Origin of the sequence: Paenarthrobacter aurescens (genome assembly GCF_025421775.1) — a bacterium.
GTDB classification, from domain to species: Bacteria; Actinomycetota; Actinomycetes; order Actinomycetales; family Micrococcaceae; genus Arthrobacter; species Arthrobacter aurescens_B.
The window spans coordinates 90071-107436 of the sequence record NZ_JAOEFX010000013.1 but is presented as its reverse complement, the minus strand read 5'-3'; the positions used below and the strand labels follow the sequence as shown (position 1 = coordinate 107436).

16 protein-coding genes are annotated in these 17366 nt (G+C 64.0%); 9 read left to right on the top strand and 7 right to left on the bottom strand.

What is annotated here, in order from left to right:
* Positions 1-6: 6 nt before the first annotated feature.
* Both N7568_RS22370 and N7568_RS22365 read left to right on the top strand, forming a co-directional pair.
* Positions 7-1671, top strand: coding sequence for a 5-oxoprolinase/urea amidolyase family protein (locus N7568_RS22370; protein ID WP_261611950.1), 1665 nt, complete (start codon positions 7-9; stop codon positions 1669-1671).
* 7 nt (positions 1672-1678) lie between these two features.
* Positions 1679-3436 carry an acetyl/propionyl/methylcrotonyl-CoA carboxylase subunit alpha gene (locus N7568_RS22365; RefSeq protein ID WP_261611949.1) on the top strand — a complete coding sequence of 586 codons (1758 nt, stop codon included), beginning with the start codon at positions 1679-1681 and terminating at the stop codon, positions 3434-3436.
* 3 nt (positions 3437-3439) lie between these two features.
* On the opposite strand, the gene N7568_RS22360 is transcribed toward N7568_RS22365, so the two are convergent.
* Positions 3440-4687, bottom strand: coding sequence for a D-arabinono-1,4-lactone oxidase (locus N7568_RS22360; RefSeq protein WP_261611948.1), 1248 nt, complete (start codon positions 4685-4687; stop codon positions 3440-3442).
* Positions 4688-4816: 129 nt separating this feature from the next.
* On the opposite strand from N7568_RS22360, the gene N7568_RS22355 reads away from it, so the two are divergent.
* Positions 4817-5821: a LacI family DNA-binding transcriptional regulator gene (locus N7568_RS22355; RefSeq protein WP_261611947.1), complete on the top strand. Its 1005-nt coding sequence runs from the start codon at positions 4817-4819 to the stop codon at positions 5819-5821.
* On the opposite strand, the gene N7568_RS22350 is transcribed toward N7568_RS22355, so the two are convergent.
* The 3 genes from N7568_RS22350 to N7568_RS22340 all read right to left on the bottom strand — a co-directional run bounded on the left by N7568_RS22350 (position 5822) and on the right by N7568_RS22340 (position 9511).
* On the bottom strand, positions 5822-6817 hold the full coding sequence (locus tag N7568_RS22350; RefSeq protein ID WP_261611946.1) for a bile acid:sodium symporter family protein: 996 nt from the start codon (positions 6815-6817) through the stop codon (positions 5822-5824).
* 84 nt (positions 6818-6901) lie between these two features.
* A complete protein-coding gene (locus N7568_RS22345; protein ID WP_261611945.1) occupies positions 6902-8398 on the bottom strand; it encodes a SulP family inorganic anion transporter in 1497 nt (498 codons plus the stop codon).
* A 6-nt stretch (positions 8399-8404) separates the two neighbouring features.
* On the bottom strand, positions 8405-9511 hold the full coding sequence (locus tag N7568_RS22340) for a GTP pyrophosphokinase (RefSeq protein WP_261611944.1): 1107 nt from the start codon (positions 9509-9511) through the stop codon (positions 8405-8407).
* 110 nt (positions 9512-9621) lie between these two features.
* Here N7568_RS22340 and N7568_RS22335 point away from each other — a divergent pair, with 110 nt between their 5' ends.
* Together N7568_RS22335 and N7568_RS22330 are read left to right on the top strand one after the other, a co-directional pair.
* Positions 9622-10443, top strand: a complete 822-nt coding sequence (locus tag N7568_RS22335; RefSeq protein ID WP_261611943.1) for an alpha/beta hydrolase fold domain-containing protein — start codon at positions 9622-9624, stop codon at positions 10441-10443.
* A 40-nt stretch (positions 10444-10483) separates the two neighbouring features.
* The gene (locus N7568_RS22330; RefSeq protein WP_261611942.1) at positions 10484-11419 is read left to right on the top strand and encodes a carbohydrate kinase family protein; all 936 of its coding nucleotides are present in this window, start codon (positions 10484-10486) and stop codon (positions 11417-11419) included.
* A gap of 3 nt (positions 11420-11422) precedes the next feature.
* On the opposite strand, the gene N7568_RS22325 is transcribed toward N7568_RS22330, so the two are convergent.
* Positions 11423-12481 carry a glutathione S-transferase family protein gene (locus tag N7568_RS22325; protein WP_261611941.1) on the bottom strand — a complete coding sequence of 353 codons (1059 nt, stop codon included), beginning with the start codon at positions 12479-12481 and terminating at the stop codon, positions 11423-11425.
* 84 nt (positions 12482-12565) lie between these two features.
* Between N7568_RS22325 and N7568_RS22320 the strand changes: the two genes are divergently transcribed.
* On the top strand, positions 12566-13375 hold the full coding sequence (locus N7568_RS22320; RefSeq protein ID WP_261611940.1) for an HAD family hydrolase: 810 nt from the start codon (positions 12566-12568) through the stop codon (positions 13373-13375).
* Positions 13376-13433: 58 nt separating this feature from the next.
* Complete coding sequence (locus N7568_RS22315; RefSeq protein ID WP_261611939.1) at positions 13434-14252, top strand: isocitrate lyase/PEP mutase family protein; 819 nt, start codon at positions 13434-13436, stop codon at positions 14250-14252.
* A gap of 31 nt (positions 14253-14283) precedes the next feature.
* Here the strand turns inward: N7568_RS22315 and N7568_RS22310 are convergent, their stop codons facing one another.
* Together N7568_RS22310 and N7568_RS22305 are read right to left on the bottom strand one after the other, a co-directional pair.
* Complete coding sequence (locus tag N7568_RS22310; RefSeq protein WP_261611969.1) at positions 14284-15201, bottom strand: methyltransferase family protein; 918 nt, start codon at positions 15199-15201, stop codon at positions 14284-14286.
* 2 nt (positions 15202-15203) lie between these two features.
* The gene (locus tag N7568_RS22305) at positions 15204-16070 is read right to left on the bottom strand and encodes an SDR family oxidoreductase (RefSeq protein WP_261611938.1); all 867 of its coding nucleotides are present in this window, start codon (positions 16068-16070) and stop codon (positions 15204-15206) included.
* Positions 16071-16204: 134 nt separating this feature from the next.
* Here N7568_RS22305 and N7568_RS22300 point away from each other — a divergent pair, with 134 nt between their 5' ends.
* On the top strand, positions 16205-16474 hold the full coding sequence (locus N7568_RS22300) for a hypothetical protein (RefSeq protein WP_261611937.1): 270 nt from the start codon (positions 16205-16207) through the stop codon (positions 16472-16474).
* A 13-nt stretch (positions 16475-16487) separates the two neighbouring features.
* On the top strand, positions 16488-17285 hold the full coding sequence (locus tag N7568_RS22295; protein ID WP_261611936.1) for a glycerophosphodiester phosphodiesterase: 798 nt from the start codon (positions 16488-16490) through the stop codon (positions 17283-17285).
* Positions 17286-17366: the final 81 nt, after the last annotated feature.

The following is a 17366-nucleotide window of genomic DNA, read 5'->3' as shown; positions in this document are numbered from 1 at the left end:
CCAAAGATGGAAACCGTGATGCAAACGACCACCGCTAAGAGGGTTCGCTCCGTCAGGCCCGTCGGCACCCGTGCCGTCCTGGCCGAGCTGGATGGCCTGCAGGATGTCCTGGCCCTGCAGGACATGCTCTACAAGTCCCCGCTCCCTGGTCAGGTGGACGTGCTCGCAGCCGCGGAAACGGTAATGGTGGTGGGTGAGTCGGCGTCGGCCACCCGCGCTATCGGCGCCAGGCTACTGGAGCTGGAACTCACCGCACCGGAAGTCACTGACTCCGGGTTGGTGGTCATCGATACCGTGTACGACGGCGATGACCTCGCCGATGTTGCGGAGCTCACCGGTCTCAGCGTGGACGGTGTCATCGCAGCGCATAGCGGCCAGATCTGGACCGTTGCCTTCGCGGGGTTCGCTCCCGGCTTCGGCTACATGGTGGGCGAAAATGAAGCCCTCACGGTTCCGCGACGCTCTTCTCCGCGGACGGCAGTTCCCGCAGGGTCTGTTGCCCTCGGTGGGCAGTACTCAGCCGTTTACCCGCGCCGTTCACCGGGTGGCTGGCAGCTGATCGGCCGCACCGGGGCGCGGATGTGGGACCTGGACCGATCGCAGCCTGCGCTTGTGAGGCCCGGCGACCGCGTTCAGTACCGGGCGGTCCGGGAGGTTGTGACGGCTGGAGCTTCAGAGGCCCGCGAGCCCGAAAAGGAGCACCACACTGAGTCCGGTCTTCGGATTCTCAACCCTGGTGCACAGAGCCTGATCCAGGACCTGGGCCGTCGGGGTTACGGTCCGCTGGGCGTCTCTGCCGCCGGGGCCCTGGACAGGGCATCGCTCCGCAGAGCCAACCGCCTGGTGGGGAATGCCGCTTCGGCAGCGGCCATCGAGTCCGTCAACGGAGGGCTGACCGTCGAAGCCGTCGGTGATCAGGTGATTGCCGTGGCAGGTGCGCCGGCAACGCTGACTGTCCAGTCGCCGTCGTGGGTTGAGTCCGAAGAGCCCGACGGCGGCGTCCAGCCGGGCGCGCGACGGACCGTCCCGGTGGCCGCGCCTTTCGCGCTGCTCGACGGCGAGGTGCTCACCGTGGGTGCTCCGGAGTCCGGGTTCCGGAACTACCTGGCCATCCGAGGCGGAGTAGACGTTCCCGAGGTTTTGGGCAGCCGGTCAGCGGACACGATGTCCGGGATCGGACCTGCTCCTTTGGTCATCGGGCAGACGCTGCCGATCGGCCGGGATACGGAATCCACGGCTGTCGGGAGCCCCGAACTACAGCCCGATTTCCCGGGAACTGGTGTCACGGTGTTGGACGTTGTGCCTGGACCGCGAGCCGATTGGTTCGATCAGGAGGCGCTTGACTCATTGTGCGGCCAGGAATGGTTGGTCACTCCGCAGTCCAACCGTGTGGGCATGCGCCTGGACGGCACTCCACTGAAGCGCACCCGCGAGGGTGAGCTTCCCAGCGAGGGCACCATGGCCGGCGCCCTCCAGATTCCGCCTGCTGGACTGCCCGTCTTGTTTCTGGCGGACCACCCCATAACAGGCGGCTATCCGGTGATCGGAGTGGTGCGCGATGAACATCTGGACCTTGCCGCGCAGGTCCCCATCGGCGGACGGATCCGGTTCCGGTTTGTCCGCGACTCCCCAGACTTCACCACGACTGTTACCAAGACCCCAGAGAAGTGAGTATTTGATGCGTAAGGTCCTGATCGCGAACCGCGGCGAAATCGCCGTCCGCGTCGCCCGAGCCTGCGACGACGCCGGCATCTCGTCGGTAGCCGTTTACGCCGACATCGACGCCGACGCCATGCACGTTGGTGCGGCCGACGAAGCCTACAGCCTGGGCGGAAACTCGCCGGCTGAAACCTATCTGAACATTGAAAAGCTGCTGGCGGTCGCGGCGCAGGCCGGGGCGGACGCCGTCCACCCCGGCTATGGCTTCCTGTCCGAGAACGCCGACTTTGCGCAAGCAGTGCTCGACGCCGGACTCGAGTGGATCGGCCCGTCCCCTGAGTCCATCCGCCAGCTGGGCAACAAGATCACCGCACGCGAGATCGCTGTCCGCGCCGGCGCGCCCCTCGTGGCAGGCAGCGACGGACCGGTGTCATCTGCCGCTGAAGCCCGTGCTTTTGCCGAGCAACATGGCCTTCCGCTTGCCATCAAGGCTGCTTTTGGCGGTGGAGGGCGCGGGCTGAAGGTAGTTCGGGAGCTCACTGAAGTTGAGGAAGCGTTCGACTCTGCAGTCCGCGAAGCCGTGGCTGCCTTCGGCCGTGGGGAATGTTTCGTGGAGCAGTACCTTGACCGCCCCCGTCACGTTGAGGCGCAGGTCATCGCCGACGTCCACGGCAACGTGGTTGTGGTGGGTACGCGCGATTGTTCGCTGCAGCGCCGCCACCAGAAACTCGTGGAAGAAGCTCCGGCTCCCTTCCTGAGCGAGGCTCAGCGGCAACAGATTTACGACGGCGCCAAGGCTATCGTCCGTGAGGCCGGCTATTACGGTGCCGGGACAGTGGAATTCCTGGTGTCCGCTGATGGCGCTGTGGCATTCCTTGAGGTCAACACACGCCTCCAGGTTGAGCACCCCATCACGGAGGAAACTGCCGGGATTGACCTTGTGCAGGAGCAGTTCCGCATTGCTGCCGGCCTGCCCCTGAGCATCACGGAGGATCCCGCGGCACGGGGACACTCCTTCGAGTTCCGTATCAACGCCGAGGACGTGGGCCGTGGATTCCTGCCGTCCCCTGGCACGGTGGATTCCTTTGAAGCGCCGACTGGTCCAGGCATCCGCTTGGACACCGGTGTCCGGTCCGGCTCGTTCGTGGCGCCGCAGTTCGACTCGCTGTTGGCCAAACTGATCGTCACCGGAGCTGACCGCCAGCAGGCGCTGCGCCGTGCCCGCCGGGCCCTCGCCGAAATCAACATCACGGGGCTGGCAACTGTCCTGCCGTTCCATCGCGCGGTCCTGGAGTCCGAGGATTTCACTTCCGTGGCCGGAATGCGGGTTCATACCCGTTGGATCGAGACCGACTTCGCAGACCAGATCCCCGTGGACCCCGAATACAACGTGGTTGCCCCCGAAGGGGAACGTCGAACCATCACGATCGATGTCGACGGCAAGCGGCTGGCTGTTGGCCTTCCAGCGGATCTGTTGGATGGCTGGGCACGTTCCGGTCAGGGGCTTCCCACGGCTGCGGACGTCACGGGACTGCCGGTTTCTGATTCGGATTCATCCGTTGCTGAATCCGCCCTCGTCTCCAGCATGGCCGGTACCGTGGTGAAGTGGCTCGTGGAACCCGGCGACGAGGTATCCGCCGGTGACCCCTTGGTGGTCCTTGAAGCCATGAAGATGGAGACCCAGGTGCCCGCCCACCGCGCAGGAACGCTCTCCGAGGTGCTGTCGGCACCCGGTGGTGTGGTCACAGCTGGCGCCGTGCTGGCTCACATCGAGTAGCCGCTAGGACGTAACGGCCACGCCCAGCACGCTGTCCAGGAGGCTGTTCCGGAACTTGCCTGTGGGATCACTTGCCAGGACCAGCGCCCGGAAGTCCTCGAACCGGGGGTAGAGCGCAGCGAAGTCGTACTGGCTGGGTGTGAAGAGTTTGCCCCAGTGCGGGCGGGCGCCGAAAGGCCGCAGCGCTTCTTCAAGCTCAGGGAGCACTGCCTCTACTTCGGCCTGCATCGGCTTCCACGTGAAGTGCAATGCCACGCTCTGCTGCTGGTAGAACGGGCTGAGCCAGAACTCGTCCGCTGCCACTGTCCGGATTTCGGAGACGAACAGCAGCGGCGCGAGCTTGTCCGCGAGGCCACGTACCGCCTGCAGTGCAGCGGGTGCATGATGCAACGGCAGGAGGAATTCGCTCTGCAGTTCTTCGCCGTTGCTGGGCGTGAATTCGTGACGGAAGTGGGGCAAGCGGTCCAACCACTTGCCGGCGACGTCCAGTTGCTCGGTGCAGTTCTCAGCTGACATGTCCGGCAGGGGATGCATGGCGGCCGTCGCAGCCGTGGCCCCAAAGAGATCAGGCAGGGGAGGTTCGGAGTCCAAGGCCTTGAGCCAGACCTGCGGGATGGTGTCACCGGCGTAGTCGGTGAAGAAGCTGACGCTGTAGGCACTTGACGCGATGGCGTCGAAGTTCTCCAACGCGGCCTCCCACGACAAACCGGTGAGCACGCGCTGCCGGACCTCATAGCTCGGACGGACGGCGAGCTCCAGCCCCGTCACGATGCCCAGGGATCCCACGCCCACCACGCTGGCGAGGAATTCGTCGTCGTCCGCTGTGAGCGTCACCAACTCGCCGGAGGCGCGCACCAGGTCAACACTCACGACGGCGGCAGCCAGGGACGGGTTGTTGACTCCGCTTCCGTGGGTGCCGGTTTGGATGGCGCCCGCGACGGAGATATGGGGTAGCGACGCGAGGTTGTGGATGGCGTAACCCTGCTCCTCCACTGCGCGGCCGAGCGCTCCGTAGCTAATGCCTCCGCTGACCTTCACGGTGCCCGTGTCCCTGTTGAGGACAACTTCCTGGGGCAGTGCGTCAAGCAGGATGTGGGTGCCGTCTGTGTCGGCCACCGTGTTGAAGGAGTGCCGGGAACCGAGTGCCTTGATCGCTGTTGCGTTGGCCACGAGCTCACGCAGCTGCTCCACGGTGGTGGGTTGCTGCACCTCCGCGGACGAGTACTCAAGGTTTCCTGCCCAGTTCTTCATCGAATAATCTTCCCGCTTGTATACGTAATGGCTCCAGTAATTGTTAACGTTCACAACTAATTGCGTCAAGAGGTGTCCACGCTGTTGCGGATAGAGTTCAAGAAAGCCGCTGTCTATCAGGAGTCGCACGTGAGCAAGGGATCCAAGCCCACCATCCGGGACGTAGCGAAGGCGGCGGATGTCTCACTGACCACAGTGTCCTATGTGCTCTCCGGCCGGCACGGCGGAACCACCCGCATCAGCCAACCCACGCAGGACCGGGTGCTGGCAGCGGTGAAGGAACTCGGCTACGTGCCCAATCAGGCGGCCCGGGGGATGCGTCGGGGCAAGACGGACGTGGTTGCGGTGGCCATCGGAAACCTTGAATGGCCGTGGGACCGTGCCCTCGCCACAGCGGCAGCAAAGATCCTTCCCGAGCACGGCTATCAGCCCGTGATCCTGTTGGGAGACGACTGGCGGAAGTTCATGATGTCCGGCGGCGCCGATGGGGTCATCATCGGCTACTTCCCTGAGGCGAGGTCCCAGGATGAAACAGTCACGGAGCTTGCCCGGCGCGGCGTTGCGCAGGTGGTGATCTCGGGAACCATGAGGCCCGCAGGCTTTGATGTGCTGGCGCCTGAAACCGACGCGGGGCTCAAGGAGTGCATGGACTTCCTCACCGCGTCCCACCGGAGGATCGCCTGCATCCGCAGGGCGGACCCGGCCGGCCGTCCCAAGAGTCGGTTCTCCGCATACGCAGCCGGGCTGGAGAAGGCGGGCATCCCGCTCGATGAGTCCCTGGTGAGGACTTCGCATCACCGCCCGGCCGCTGCATATCAGTCCGCGCTTGAGTTGCTCCAGCTACCGGACCGGCCCACTGCCATCCTTTGCACGGACGACATGGAAGCACTGCAGACCATCCGGGCCGCCTATCGTCTCGGCCTCCGTGTGCCTGAAGACGTCCAGATTGTCGGCGTCGGAAATTCGACCGAAGGCCAGGACTACGATCCCGCATTGACCACGGTCGGACCTGACCCGATCTTCGAACAGGTGGTCCGTATGTTGCTTGATCGCTTGGCGGGGACCACTCCGCCTGAGGGCGTCCGGGTGGCGTCGCCGTGGAAGCTGCACCGCCGCGGCACCACTCAAAGCTAGCTAGTCCTTCAGCGGACGGCGGGCCAACCAGGCAGCGACGATCGCGCCCGAGATGTTGTGCCACAGCGAGAAGACGGCGGAGGGCAGCGCAGCCAAAGCGCCGAAGTGTGCAGTCGCCAGAGTCGCGGCAAGTCCGGAATTCTGCATGCCCACCTCGAACGCCAGGGCGCGGCGTGCTTTGTCGTCCAGCCGGCCGAGCCTGCCGGCCAAGTAGCCAAGGCCCAGACCGAAGCCGTTGTGGAGGACAACTGCCAGGAACACGATCGCGCCCGCTGCGACGATCTTGCTGGCGCTGCCGGCGACGACGATCGCCACGATCAGTGAAATTACGACGGCGGACGCCCACGGAAGTGCCGGAAGAACCTTCGCGACGAGCTTCGAGAGGAACAAGCGGGCCAAGAGCCCCGCGATCACTGGCAGGAGCACGGTCTTCACGATGTCCATCACCATGGCTCCGGCGTCGATGTGAAGGAAAGACCCGGCAAGGAAGAGTGTCAGGGCCGGAGTGACGATGGGGGCGATCAACGTGGAAACCGAGGCGACAGCTACGGAGAGCGCAACGTCTCCCTTGGCCAGGAATGCCATCACGTTCGAGGCAGTACCCGAGGGCGCACAACCCACCAGGATCAGCCCCACGGCCAGTTCCGGCGGCAACTGCAGAAGGACTGCGATAAGCCATCCGGCGCCGGGCATGATCACGTAGTGCGCCACGATGCCCAGGGCAACAGCCCAGGGGCGGCGGGCAACAGAGGCAAAGTCCGGCGGAGTGAGCGTGAGGCCCATGCAGAACATGATGACGCCCAGCAGGTAGGGGACTGCGACGCCCATCGGCTTGAACAGATCCGGAACAAGGAATCCGAGGACGCCGGCAACAACCACCAGAACCGGGAACACTGTGACGGCGATACGCGCAATCTTGGCTTCGGCGGCAAGGGCGGCGTTCACGGGCGCTGCGGGTTCTTTGGTTTCTGACGGGGTATTGGTTGCCTCAAGCATTCATCCATGCTCACACTCACTCCGTCAACCCCGCGACTTCGTGACATTCGGCGGGGTGTATATGTCAGATGACCGCTGTTTAGGTCAGGAGTTGAGCTTCCCCGCCAAGCGCTCACGCATCCGGACGCTGGCTTCGTTGAGCCCGATGAACTCGACCTCTCGCCCGTGATTCCGGTACTTCTCAGTCACTGAATCAAGCACGGCAACAGTGGACGCATCCCAAATATGCGAGCCGTGCAGATCGATGATCACCCGATCTATGCCTTCAGAGGAATCCTTCGCATAGTCGAACTGCGTGTAGAGGTCGTTGGACGAGGCAAAGAAGAGTTCACCGTCCACCGTGTAGGTAGCAACGTTTTCGCCGTTGAGTTCCAGTTCTGTCCGCTCCACTGTCGCGAAGTGCGCCACCCGCCGCGCGAACAGGACCATAGCGGTCAAGACCCCGACGCCGACACCCACCGCAAGGTTGTGTGTCGCCACTACGGCGGCAACAGTAATGAGCATGACTGCCGTTTCGGATTTGGGCAGTCGTTTGAGGGTGGAGATGCGAATGGAATGCCAGTCGAAGGTGATCAGGGAAACGAAGATCATCACGGCTACCAGGGCGGCCATGGGGATCATGCCAACAACGTCGCCCAGGACCACCACCAACACCAGCAGGAACACGCCTGCCAGGAACGTTGAGAGACGGCTGCGCGCGCCTGATCCCTTCACGTTGATCATGGTCTGCCCGATCACCGCACAACCACCCAGGCCGCCAAGGAAACCAGTGACGATGTTGGCCGTTCCTTGCCCCCAGGAAACCCGGGTCTTGTTGGAACGGGTGTCGGTGATGTCGTCCACGAGTTTGGCGGTCATCAGTGATTCCAGCAGGCCCACCAGCGCCATGGAGAGCGCGAAGGGAGCGATGATCTGGAACGTCTCCAGGTTCAAGGGAACGTTGGGAAGGAAAAGTCCGGGAAGACTGTCCGGGAGTTCGCCCTTGTCGCTGACGGTGGGGACGTCGATGTTTCCCAACACGGTCACCAGCGTGATGGCAACGATAGCCACCAAGGGTGCCGGGATGGCGGTGGTCAGACGAGGAAGCCCGAACACGATGACCAAGCCAACAATGACAATCGGGTAGACCATCCACGGCACGTTGAAGAGCTCGGGCATTTGGGACATGAACACCAGGATGGCCAGAGCATTCACGAAGCCGATCATTACCGAGCGCGGGATAAAGCGCATCAGTCGCGTGACGCCCAGGACAGCAAGGATGATCTGGAAAACACCTGCCAGGATGATCGTCGCGATCAGGTAGTCGAGCCCGTGCTCCTTCATCACCGGGGCGATCACCAACGCCACAGCACCGGTGGCCGCGGAAATCATGGCAGGCCGGCCACCCACCAGCGCGGTGACCACGCCCATGGTGAAGGAAGCGAACAGTCCTATGCGCGGATCAACCCCCGCAATCACAGAGAATGCGATGGCCTCCGGGATGAGCGCCAAAGCCACCACCAGTCCCGCGAGGGATTCCGTCATCAGGCGGCGGGGCGAACGGAAGGTCGCCCGCAGTGACATGAGTTGCTCGGGAGTCATGGGTCCTTAGGGTGCAGTCTGGCGGTAACGCTCAATCTGCTTAAGACGCCGCTGGAGGCTGTCGCGCCGCGGGTGCGGAACGACGTCGGGCGCCTCAGCGGTGAGATCAATGTGTTCGGTCCCGTACTGCCACAGCAGGAGGTCATCCAGGAGGCGGTCGGGGCCGGGGGAGTAGCGGTGGTCCAGGGCCTTGCGGACCTCGGTGATCCGGTTGGCGCTGAGCAGCCCGGCTAGCTCCACGGTCTTGGTGAGGCCGTGGGCGGCGAGCAGCTCGGCAGCCCATCCCCAGTCGTCATCAACTTTACGGTCAACGTGCGGCAGCAGCGTACGCCAGACGTCACGGACCCGGTTGGGCGTCAACGGCGAGCCGCCCTCACCTTCGAGGTCCCAGTAGCCTCGGACTTCCTCGTAGCGCTCGTGAAGGTCGGCGAAGGCGCTCTCCACCGTTTCCAGCATGGCTGCGGTGGCCGTGAATTGGCGGTCGAAATGGGGCGTCCAAGCGCGGGGGTCCTCCGCCTTGAAGCGGATGTCGTGCTCGATCTCGCTCCATGCGTGGGCGAACACCGTGCGGATCTGGCATTCGAAGAAGTAGCTGCCGTTGGCGGGCATGTCCGGGTTGAAGACGTGCTGGTATTCCTTGACGGCCTCATTCTGGATAGTGCGCAGGATGAGGTGACGGCTGGAGTAGCCGTACGTTCCCGACTCGATGGAACCGATGTCCTTCTCGCGGTCGCCACGGCAATCGAAAAGCTGGCGCTGGCGCTTGATGATGTTGGCCACCGCAGCATTTTCGGCGGGCAGTTTGGTGATGACGCGGATGCCCACCATGTCGTTCAAAGTACGGAACGGGTCCGGGAATTTCAGCACACGCGGTCCGCCGGGCTCCAAAGGATCATCCGTGCGGGAGATCTTTTCACGGAACGACTCCACCGTCTTGGTACGTCCCGTGACAAACAACGGGGTGACCTCGGCGTCGTTCAACATGTCCCGCAGGGTGAGCAGGACATCGCGCGTGACCCGCTTCAGGGCAGGGCGAACACGCTCGTAGAGTGCCACGTTCGCATCCACTGCATCGCGCTGGTCCTGGTCCAGGCTGTCCCAATTGCTTGCCATGCCCCCAGCTTACGGGTCGGGTCCGACACTCAATCGAGCCACTCGCCGTCGGGGCGCCTCTAGCCAAACATCCGAATCGTCACGATAGGCTCAGTACAAAGGAGGGCGCAATGTTGCGGCACAAGTACAGCTACGGCGAACACCCCAGTCAGTGGGGCGAACTCTTCATACCTGAACCGAACAACGGAAACCATCGCGGCGCATCAGCTGTGGCAGGTGGAATCGCCGTTGTGATCCATGGCGGCTACTGGCGCTCACAGTACGGCGCCGAGCTCGGCGAGCCTCTTGCGCGCGACCTCGCAGCGCACGGCATCACCGCCTGGAACCTTGAGTACCGTCGGGCTGGCAATGGCGGTGGCTGGCCCCATACCTTCGAGGACATCCTGGCCGGCATCGACCACTTGTCCACGATTGCCGGGGATCACGATCTTCAGCTCGGCAAAGTGGTGGCACTCGGCCACTCAGCCGGCGGCCACCTGGCTGTCTGGGCTGCGGGCCGGCAGCGGCTTTCGGATATTGGAACGCCCGACGCCGACCGCCAGCTCCAGCGCAGCCCCGAGGACAATGCCGTGCACCTGACCGGCGTCGTCAGTCAGTCAGGCCTGTTGAATCTTGCCGCGGCGGAGAAGCTGAACCTGAGCAACGGCGCCGTCTGCAACCTCATGGGCGGGGATTCCCATAGATTCCCAAAACGGCATAAGTACGCAGACCCCATGAGTTCACTGCCCCTCGATGTCCCGATATATGCCGTCCACGCCACGGACGATGAAGACGTCCCCGCCAGCCAGTCCGAGGCATACGTAGCTGCGGCTACGGCGGCCGGAAGTGCTGCCCAACTGCTGCGCGTCCCCGGGGACCATTTTGACCTGATCGACCCCAAAGCCGTCGCTTACAAGAAGTGCCGGGAACTGGTGCAGCGACTGCTCTCGTAATCTGTGGTTCACGGGGGGCCGCCTCTGGCAGAGTGGTCCCATGCTGACAGTCATTGGTGAGGCCCTGGTCGACGTCGTTCAACGCCCTTCGGGAATCGAGGCGCACGTTGGTGGGAGTCCGCTCAACGTTGCCGTCGGATTGGCGCGGCTGGATCACCCTGTGCAGTTCATCGGCCGGTATGGCAGTGACGCCTACGGCGATTCCGTGGCCGCCCACCTGCGCTCAAGCTCAGTGATGGTGCCGCTGCCGCCGGACGAGAAGCCCACCAGCGTGGCCACTGCGCAGATCGACGACGACGGCGCCGCCACCTACGTTTTCGACCTCATCTGGGAACTGCCCGGACTCGCCGCACGGTTGCCCCTGATGCTCCAGGGCGCCACTTTGCTGCACACGGGTTCCATAGCCACCGCCTTGGAGCCCGGCGCCGCGGACGTGCTGGCCGCCGTTGAGCATGCCCATCCGAGCAGCACTATCAGCTTCGATCCGAACTGCCGTCCCAGCATCATCACGGACGTTGAGTACGCGCGAACGCAGGCCGAACGCTTCGTGGTGCTGTCCGACGTCGTGAAGGCTTCCGACGAGGACCTCGAATGGCTGTACCCGGGGGTCGACCCTGTGGAATCTGCCCGCCGATGGCTGACCTTGGGCGGCGAAGAGGGACCGGCTTTGGTGGTGGTGACGCGTGGTTCACAGGGCCCATGGGGCATTACGCGGGCAGGGGAAACGCAGGTTCCGGCGCCATCCGTGAACGTTGTGGACACCGTGGGTGCGGGGGATTCGTTCATGGCAGGGCTGTTGTCCGCGGTTGTGGATCATGGACTGGATGGTGCGCAGAACCGAGGTGCGTTGAGGGCCATGCCGACCGAAACGCTGGCCGCGATCCTGGATCATGCGACGCGCGCGGCCGCCGTCACGGTGTCACGGGCGGGCGCAAACCCGCCCACGCGGGCAGAGCTCAACCATGGGGTTGCTTAGGGTCTAGCCAGCACCGTGTCCGGCGGCGACTTCTTCGCCGGCCTTTACCGGACCTGGGGGCGTGCCATCCCCGAAGGGGCTGCCGCCCAACGCTTCCCGCCCGTGAGGGGTGAGCCAGCCGGACAGATCCGGGCCTGCAGGGACAATCTGCGTGGGATTAATGTCCTCGTGGACGATGTAGTAGTGCTGCTTGATCTGCACGAAGTCGGTGGTGTCCCCAAACCCAGGCGTCTGGAACAGGTCCCGGGCGTAGCCCCACAGTGCCGGCATTTCACTGAGCTTGTTGCGGTTGCACTTGAAATGACCGTGATAGACGGCATCGAAGCGCGCCAAGGTGGTGAACAGCCTGACGTCCGCCTCCGTGATGGTGTCACCCACAAGGTATCGCTGGCCTGTCAGCCGTTCCTCAAGCCAGTCCAAAGCGGTCCACAGACGGTTGTACGCGGCATCGTAGGCTTCCTGTGATCCGGCGAAGCCGCACCTGTAGACGCCGTTATTGACCTCCGTGAACACGCGCTTGTTGACTGCGTCGATCTCCTCACGCAGGTGCTCCGGATACAGCTGTGGCGCACCGGGGCGGTGGAACTGTGTCCACTCGGTGGAGAAGTCCAGGGTGATCTGGGGAAAGTTGTTGGTGACTACGCCGCCGCTGGGAATATCCACAATGGCCGGAACAGTGATTCCGCGGGGATAGTCCGGGAAACGGCGGAAGAACGCCTCCTGCAGCCGCTCGATGCCCAGCACGGGGTCCTTGCCGTTGGCGTCGAGGTCGAAGGTCCAGGAACGGGCATCGTGGGTGGGGCCGGGCTGGCCGAGGCTGATGACGTCCTCGAGCCCCAGGAGCCTGCGGACGATGACGGTGCGGTTGGCCCAAGGGCAGGCCCGCGCCGCAACCAGCCGGTACCGCCCCGGCTCCACCGGCCAACCCGGTTCGCCGTTTGGTCCCGGAGTGCCGTCGCGGGTGATGCGGTCCTCGATGTAGTTGGTATCGCGGTTGAACTCACTGCCAGTGACGTACGCGCCGCGTGTGCTGTGCTCTTCGCTTGTTGTCTGGTCACTCATTGACCCAGCCTATGCTCCCCGGTTTGGCAGCGTGCGGGGTTTGCAAGGAGGCAGCGCCTGTTTGCGCCCACGTAGACTGTCATGATGCGGCTCGTAGCAAGCGATATTGACGGCACCATCCTCGGTCACGACGGAAAAATCAGTGACCGGACCATCAAGGCATTCCAGGCGTGCCGCGACGCAGGGGTGGAACTCGTCTTCGTCACGGGTCGTCCGCCGCGCTGGCTGTACCCGCTCCAGGAGCAGCTCGGCCATAGCGGAATCGTGATCTGTTCCAATGGTGCGGTGGTGTGGGACCTGGAAACCGAGAAGGCACTTTCTTCGTGTGCCCTGGATGCCGACTCCGTTTTTGAGGCCCGTCGGATCATCAAGTCGCTCAGGCCTGACGCGCTCTTCGCCGTTGAGACCCTCACTGGATTCCAACTGGAGCCGGGGTTCATCGAGAACGAAACCAGCGAGCTGCTCGCCGAGTTCACGCCTAAGCCGCTGGCTGAGACGCTCACGGCGGAAGACGCCGTCGTAAAGTTCCTGGCGATTACCCGGAAAGGCACACCGGACGAGTTCCTGGCCGAAGTCCAGCCGGCGGTCGCCCACCTTGTGTCCACCACCCACTCAGCACCTCGGACTGCGATGCTGGAGATGTCCGTGCCGGGCATCAACAAGGCCGTCACGCTCGCCAAGTACGCCGAGTCCCTGGGGATCGAAGCTGCTGACGTGGTGGCGTTCGGGGACATGCCCAATGACATCGAGATGCTCCGCTGGGCCGGTCACGGCTATGCCATGGCCAGCGGACACCCGGAGGCCATTCTCGCCGCCGGACAGCAGGCACCGCACTTCGACGACGACGGCGTGGCCCAGATTCTCGAGGCAAAGCTGACGGAGCAGCGGGTCTAGTTTCGGTCATGTCCGATTTCTGCCAGACATCCATCGTGATGGCTGGTGGAATGGACCCATGAATCCGGAACAGAACCGAATCGCAGCCCACTTCAGATCCCTCCACACCAGCCGGAAGCCCTTGGCGCTCAGCAACGCCTGGGACGTTGCCAGCGCCCTCATCACGGAGGCAGCGGGTGCACCTGCTGTAGCGACCACCAGCGCCGGAGTTGCCTGGTCTTTGGGTCTGCCTGACGGCGACCGCCTGGACCGGGAGCGTGCTGTGGCCGTGATTGCAGGCATCGTCAACGCGGTTAAGGTGCCCGTCACGGCTGACATTGAGGGCGGCTACTCTGAAACGCTGGAGGGAATCGCCAGGACAGTCACCGATGTCCTTGACGCTGGCGCCGTGGGGATCAACATGGAAGATGGCTCCCGTGACCCCGCAGAATTCTGCGCACGGATTTCCGCCGCACGGGAAGCCGCCCGGCATGCGGGCCAGGACTTGTTCATCAATGCACGCACCGATGTATTCCTGGCCGGAGCAGGCACTGTTGAGCAGCAAATCGCCGAGGTCCTGGCACGGGCGGAAAAGTATGTGGCGGCGGGAGCCGACGGCATCTTCGTTCCAGGAGCGTCCGACGCAAACACCGTTGCCGCGTTGACCGCGGGGATATCCGTCCCCGTCAACGTCATGGTGGGTTCAGGGTCCCTCAGCGTCGGTGAACTCGGAAGGCTCGGTGTGGCCCGGGTCAGCCTGGGCTCCAGCATCGCCCAAGCTGCCTACGCTGTCGTTAAGCGGGCAGCGGAAGAGCTGAACACAACGGGCACCTACAGCGCCGTGAGCGAAGCCATCGACTACGGCTCCCTCAACGGACTGTTCGCCGGCTCCAAGTAGGGCGGGGCCTCCGCCTGATGGAGGAGGTCCCTCACCAGCTTGGAACCCAGCAGCGCACAGCATCGCGGTAGTGCCGGAATTCGGCTCCAAACCGGCGTTCCAGGTCTGCTTCCTCCAACGGACGGACGGCGTAGTTCCACAGGAGCGAGCCGATGACTGCGTAAGCGATAACAAGCCATGAGCCCAGAATGAGCCCTACGGCGACCCCTTGAGCGATGCCGGCGACCGCCATTGGATTGCGGACCCAGCGATACGGGCCGGCGATGACAAGGCGGTTGGGCATTGCAGACGGTAGTGGCGTGCCACTCCCGCGGGATGACATGGTTACCGCGGAAGCGACCCCAAGGGCGCTGGCAAGCAGCAGAACCACCACGCCGGCAGGAACGGTCATGGGGTGGAATGGCAGGGACACCGTCCAACGCTGTTCCAGCCACACCAGGGCAAAGGGGAGCAGTCCCAGGAAGAAGCCCCAAAAGAGCGCCATCTGACCCAATGTTGCACCTACATGAGCTGCAGTGGTGCGGCGGGCCGATGCTGGACGGAACGCGAACGGTCCCCTCACGATCAACCCCGTAGGGACACGTCCCAGCAGGACGAAGCAGAGTGCAACGCCCGAACATGCCGTGGCGGCAAACATGATCAGAACACCCCAGCCCGCCTCGGCAGTGATTGTTGCGTAGCCGGCCAAGGCCACGGCAACGATTCCAGTCCAGCCCGCAGCCACCACCGCTGCTGCCCTCACGCCGAAGGCGGCGACGGCCGAGCCGATGACGAACAGGGGAACGTCGAAGGCTGCCACAGCGATGGGGTCCAGGCTTCCGAGGGTGGCTGTGCGCACGGCGGGTGACAAGAAAACCGCAATCCACCACGCGAGCCCAGCCACAGCCTGGACCGCGAAGTAGGCCCGTCCCCAGCGTTGCAACTGCTTTCCCGCAGGGGAGGCCGCCAGTTTCACGGGTGCCGCACGCCCTCGCCGGCCAACAGCGCGCGGTAGCCCTCTTTGAACGTGGGAAAGCTGGGCTCGAAGCCCGTCGCCCGGAGGCGCGCGTTGGAGCAGCGCTTGTCGCCGGGGCCTGCGTCGGACGCGCCGCCCGGTGCCGCCGTCGGGGGTTCCGGGCACCCAAGTTCTGCCGCGAGGAACCGCAGGACTTCGCCCATCTCCGCCGCGTGGTCGTCAACACCGACATACACGGGACCTGGGTCCTGATCCATGGTGGTGAGGTGGACGATCATGGCGGCGGCATCGTCCCGGTGGACACGGTTGGTGTGCCGGGGTTGGGCCGGAATGAGGGCTTGACCGGTCTTCACCTGGTCGATCAGCCGGGTTCGCCCCGGGCCGTAGATTCCGCCAAGCCGCAGGGAAACAGGCCGGGTTCCAGTCCCACGCGTTCGGGCGAACAGCAGTTCCTCGGCCTCCACCAGGACTTTGCCGCTGAACCGTGTGGGTTCCGTGGGCGTCGACTCGTCCACAACAGCCCCGCCGGAATCCTTGTACACAGCTGTGGAGGAGACGAAGAGGATTCGACGCGGCTCAAGGGCTTGCCTTTCCAGCGCGTCCAGGACGTTTTTCACGCCGTCCAGATAGGCGGCGCGGTAAGCGCCTTCAGTGGATGCGTCAGCCGCGACGGCTATCACAACAATGTCCACGTCCGTAGGCAGTTCCGGCACGTCCTTGGAAAGGTCCGCGTACAGACCGCGGATCCCGGATGGCAGTTTTTCCGGGGATCGGCGCAGGCCCACAACTTCGTGTCCCGCCGCGGCGAAGCGCAGCCCGGCTTCGGTTCCAAGGTCGCCGCACCCGGCAATCAACACAGTCATGTCCCTAGTTTGTCAGTCCCGCAGTGTCATCCAGTTCCCAGCCTCCATACAACCGGCGTTCAACTTGCAACCGTAGGCTTCCAGCCAAGGACCCGTTCGCATCGTGTCTACCAGTCGAATTTGCAGGGGGAAACATGGCCAAGCGCAGGATCAACGATTTCAACACGGCGCCGCTGCGGCGGATCGAGCCGGATCACCATTGGCGCTCGCTGCGCCAGGGCGACCGCGTCAGGGTCACGCTGACTCCGGGCTATGAATCTGCCGGCGTTGTCGACGCCGTCACCGGCGATGCCACAGCCGTTTGGGTTGAGCTCGACGGCGGTCGCGGCCGGACGCTGGTTCACGTCAGCGACGGCGTTGCGATCGTTCCGCAGACGACGGCGGTCCTACCCCAGGAGAGCTAGCCGCACCTTTGCGATGGGCTACGCTACGGGAGTGACGCTGCCCTATTTCCTCCGCAAGGACGGTTCGCTGGGTCCTTTGGCCTTCGCTCACCGAGGTTTCTCCTTGGATGGCCTGGAGAACTCCATAGCTGCATTCCGGGCGGCAGCGGAGCTCGGGACGGTGCACCTTGAAACGGATGTGCACACGACGTCCGACGGCGTGCTGCTGGTCTTCCACGATTCTTCCCTGGACCGCGTGACTGACTCCGTGGGCCGGGTTGCGGAGCTTTCCGCTGCCGAGGTCTCCCGCGCGCGGATCGGCGGGGTGGAACCGGTGCCAACGTTTGATGAGCTGGTTTCAGCGCTGCCGGACGCCCGATTGAACCTGGACGTCAAGGACTGGAACTCCGTTGGCCCCATGGCTGCAGCGATCGAGAAGCATGGCGTCCATGACAGGGTGCTGGTCACGAGTTTTTCGGACAGGCGCCGCCGGGCGGTCCTGGCCAGGCTGTCCCGTCGAGTGGCGTCCTCGGCCGGCAGCTCACTGACGGCGTTGTTCGTCCTCCTCGGCCCCGTGCTGCCGGCACCTTTGCTACGCAAGCTGCTTGCCGGCGTCGACGTTTTCCAGGTTCCTGTCCGCTACGGACGGTTCCCTGTTGTGACTCCGGGGTTCGTGTTACGGGCTCATCGGCTGGGGCGGCAGGTGCATGTGTGGACCATCAACGATTCCGCGGAGATGGAGCGGCTCCTGGATCTTGGCGTGGACGGAATCGTGTCCGACCGCCTGGACCTGCTCAAGGAAGTCCTGATTCGTCGGGGCCAGTGGGTCTAAAAGCCCCCGGCAGCCTTCGCCGAGGTGGCACTTGATGACAGTCCCACGCCGAAAATTTGGCATTTATTGCCATCTCGGCGG

Bases quoted from the DNA above. Each gene is read 5' to 3' on its own strand.
- N7568_RS22350 (WP_261611946.1), bottom strand. From the start codon at position 6,817: ATGCTTGAGGCAACCAATACCCCGTCAGAAACCAAAGAACCCGCAGCG.
- N7568_RS22305 (WP_261611938.1), bottom strand. From the start codon at position 16,070: ATGACTGTGTTGATTGCCGGGTGCGGCGACCTTGGAACCGAAGCCGGG.
- N7568_RS22360 (WP_261611948.1), bottom strand. From the start codon at position 4,687: ATGAAGAACTGGGCAGGAAACCTTGAGTACTCGTCCGCGGAGGTGCAG.
- N7568_RS22320 (WP_261611940.1), top strand. From the start codon at position 12,566: ATGCGGCTCGTAGCAAGCGATATTGACGGCACCATCCTCGGTCACGAC.
- N7568_RS22295 (WP_261611936.1), top strand. From the start codon at position 16,488: ATGGGCTACGCTACGGGAGTGACGCTGCCCTATTTCCTCCGCAAGGAC.
- N7568_RS22345 (WP_261611945.1), bottom strand. From the start codon at position 8,398: ATGACTCCCGAGCAACTCATGTCACTGCGGGCGACCTTCCGTTCGCCC.
- N7568_RS22340 (WP_261611944.1), bottom strand. From the start codon at position 9,511: ATGGCAAGCAATTGGGACAGCCTGGACCAGGACCAGCGCGATGCAGTG.
- N7568_RS22325 (WP_261611941.1), bottom strand. From the start codon at position 12,481: ATGAGTGACCAGACAACAAGCGAAGAGCACAGCACACGCGGCGCGTAC.
- N7568_RS22300 (WP_261611937.1), top strand. From the start codon at position 16,205: ATGGCCAAGCGCAGGATCAACGATTTCAACACGGCGCCGCTGCGGCGG.
- N7568_RS22370 (WP_261611950.1), top strand. From the start codon at position 7: ATGGAAACCGTGATGCAAACGACCACCGCTAAGAGGGTTCGCTCCGTC.
- N7568_RS22335 (WP_261611943.1), top strand. From the start codon at position 9,622: ATGTTGCGGCACAAGTACAGCTACGGCGAACACCCCAGTCAGTGGGGC.
- N7568_RS22330 (WP_261611942.1), top strand. From the start codon at position 10,484: ATGCTGACAGTCATTGGTGAGGCCCTGGTCGACGTCGTTCAACGCCCT.
- N7568_RS22365 (WP_261611949.1), top strand. From the start codon at position 1,679: ATGCGTAAGGTCCTGATCGCGAACCGCGGCGAAATCGCCGTCCGCGTC.
- N7568_RS22315 (WP_261611939.1), top strand. From the start codon at position 13,434: ATGAATCCGGAACAGAACCGAATCGCAGCCCACTTCAGATCCCTCCAC.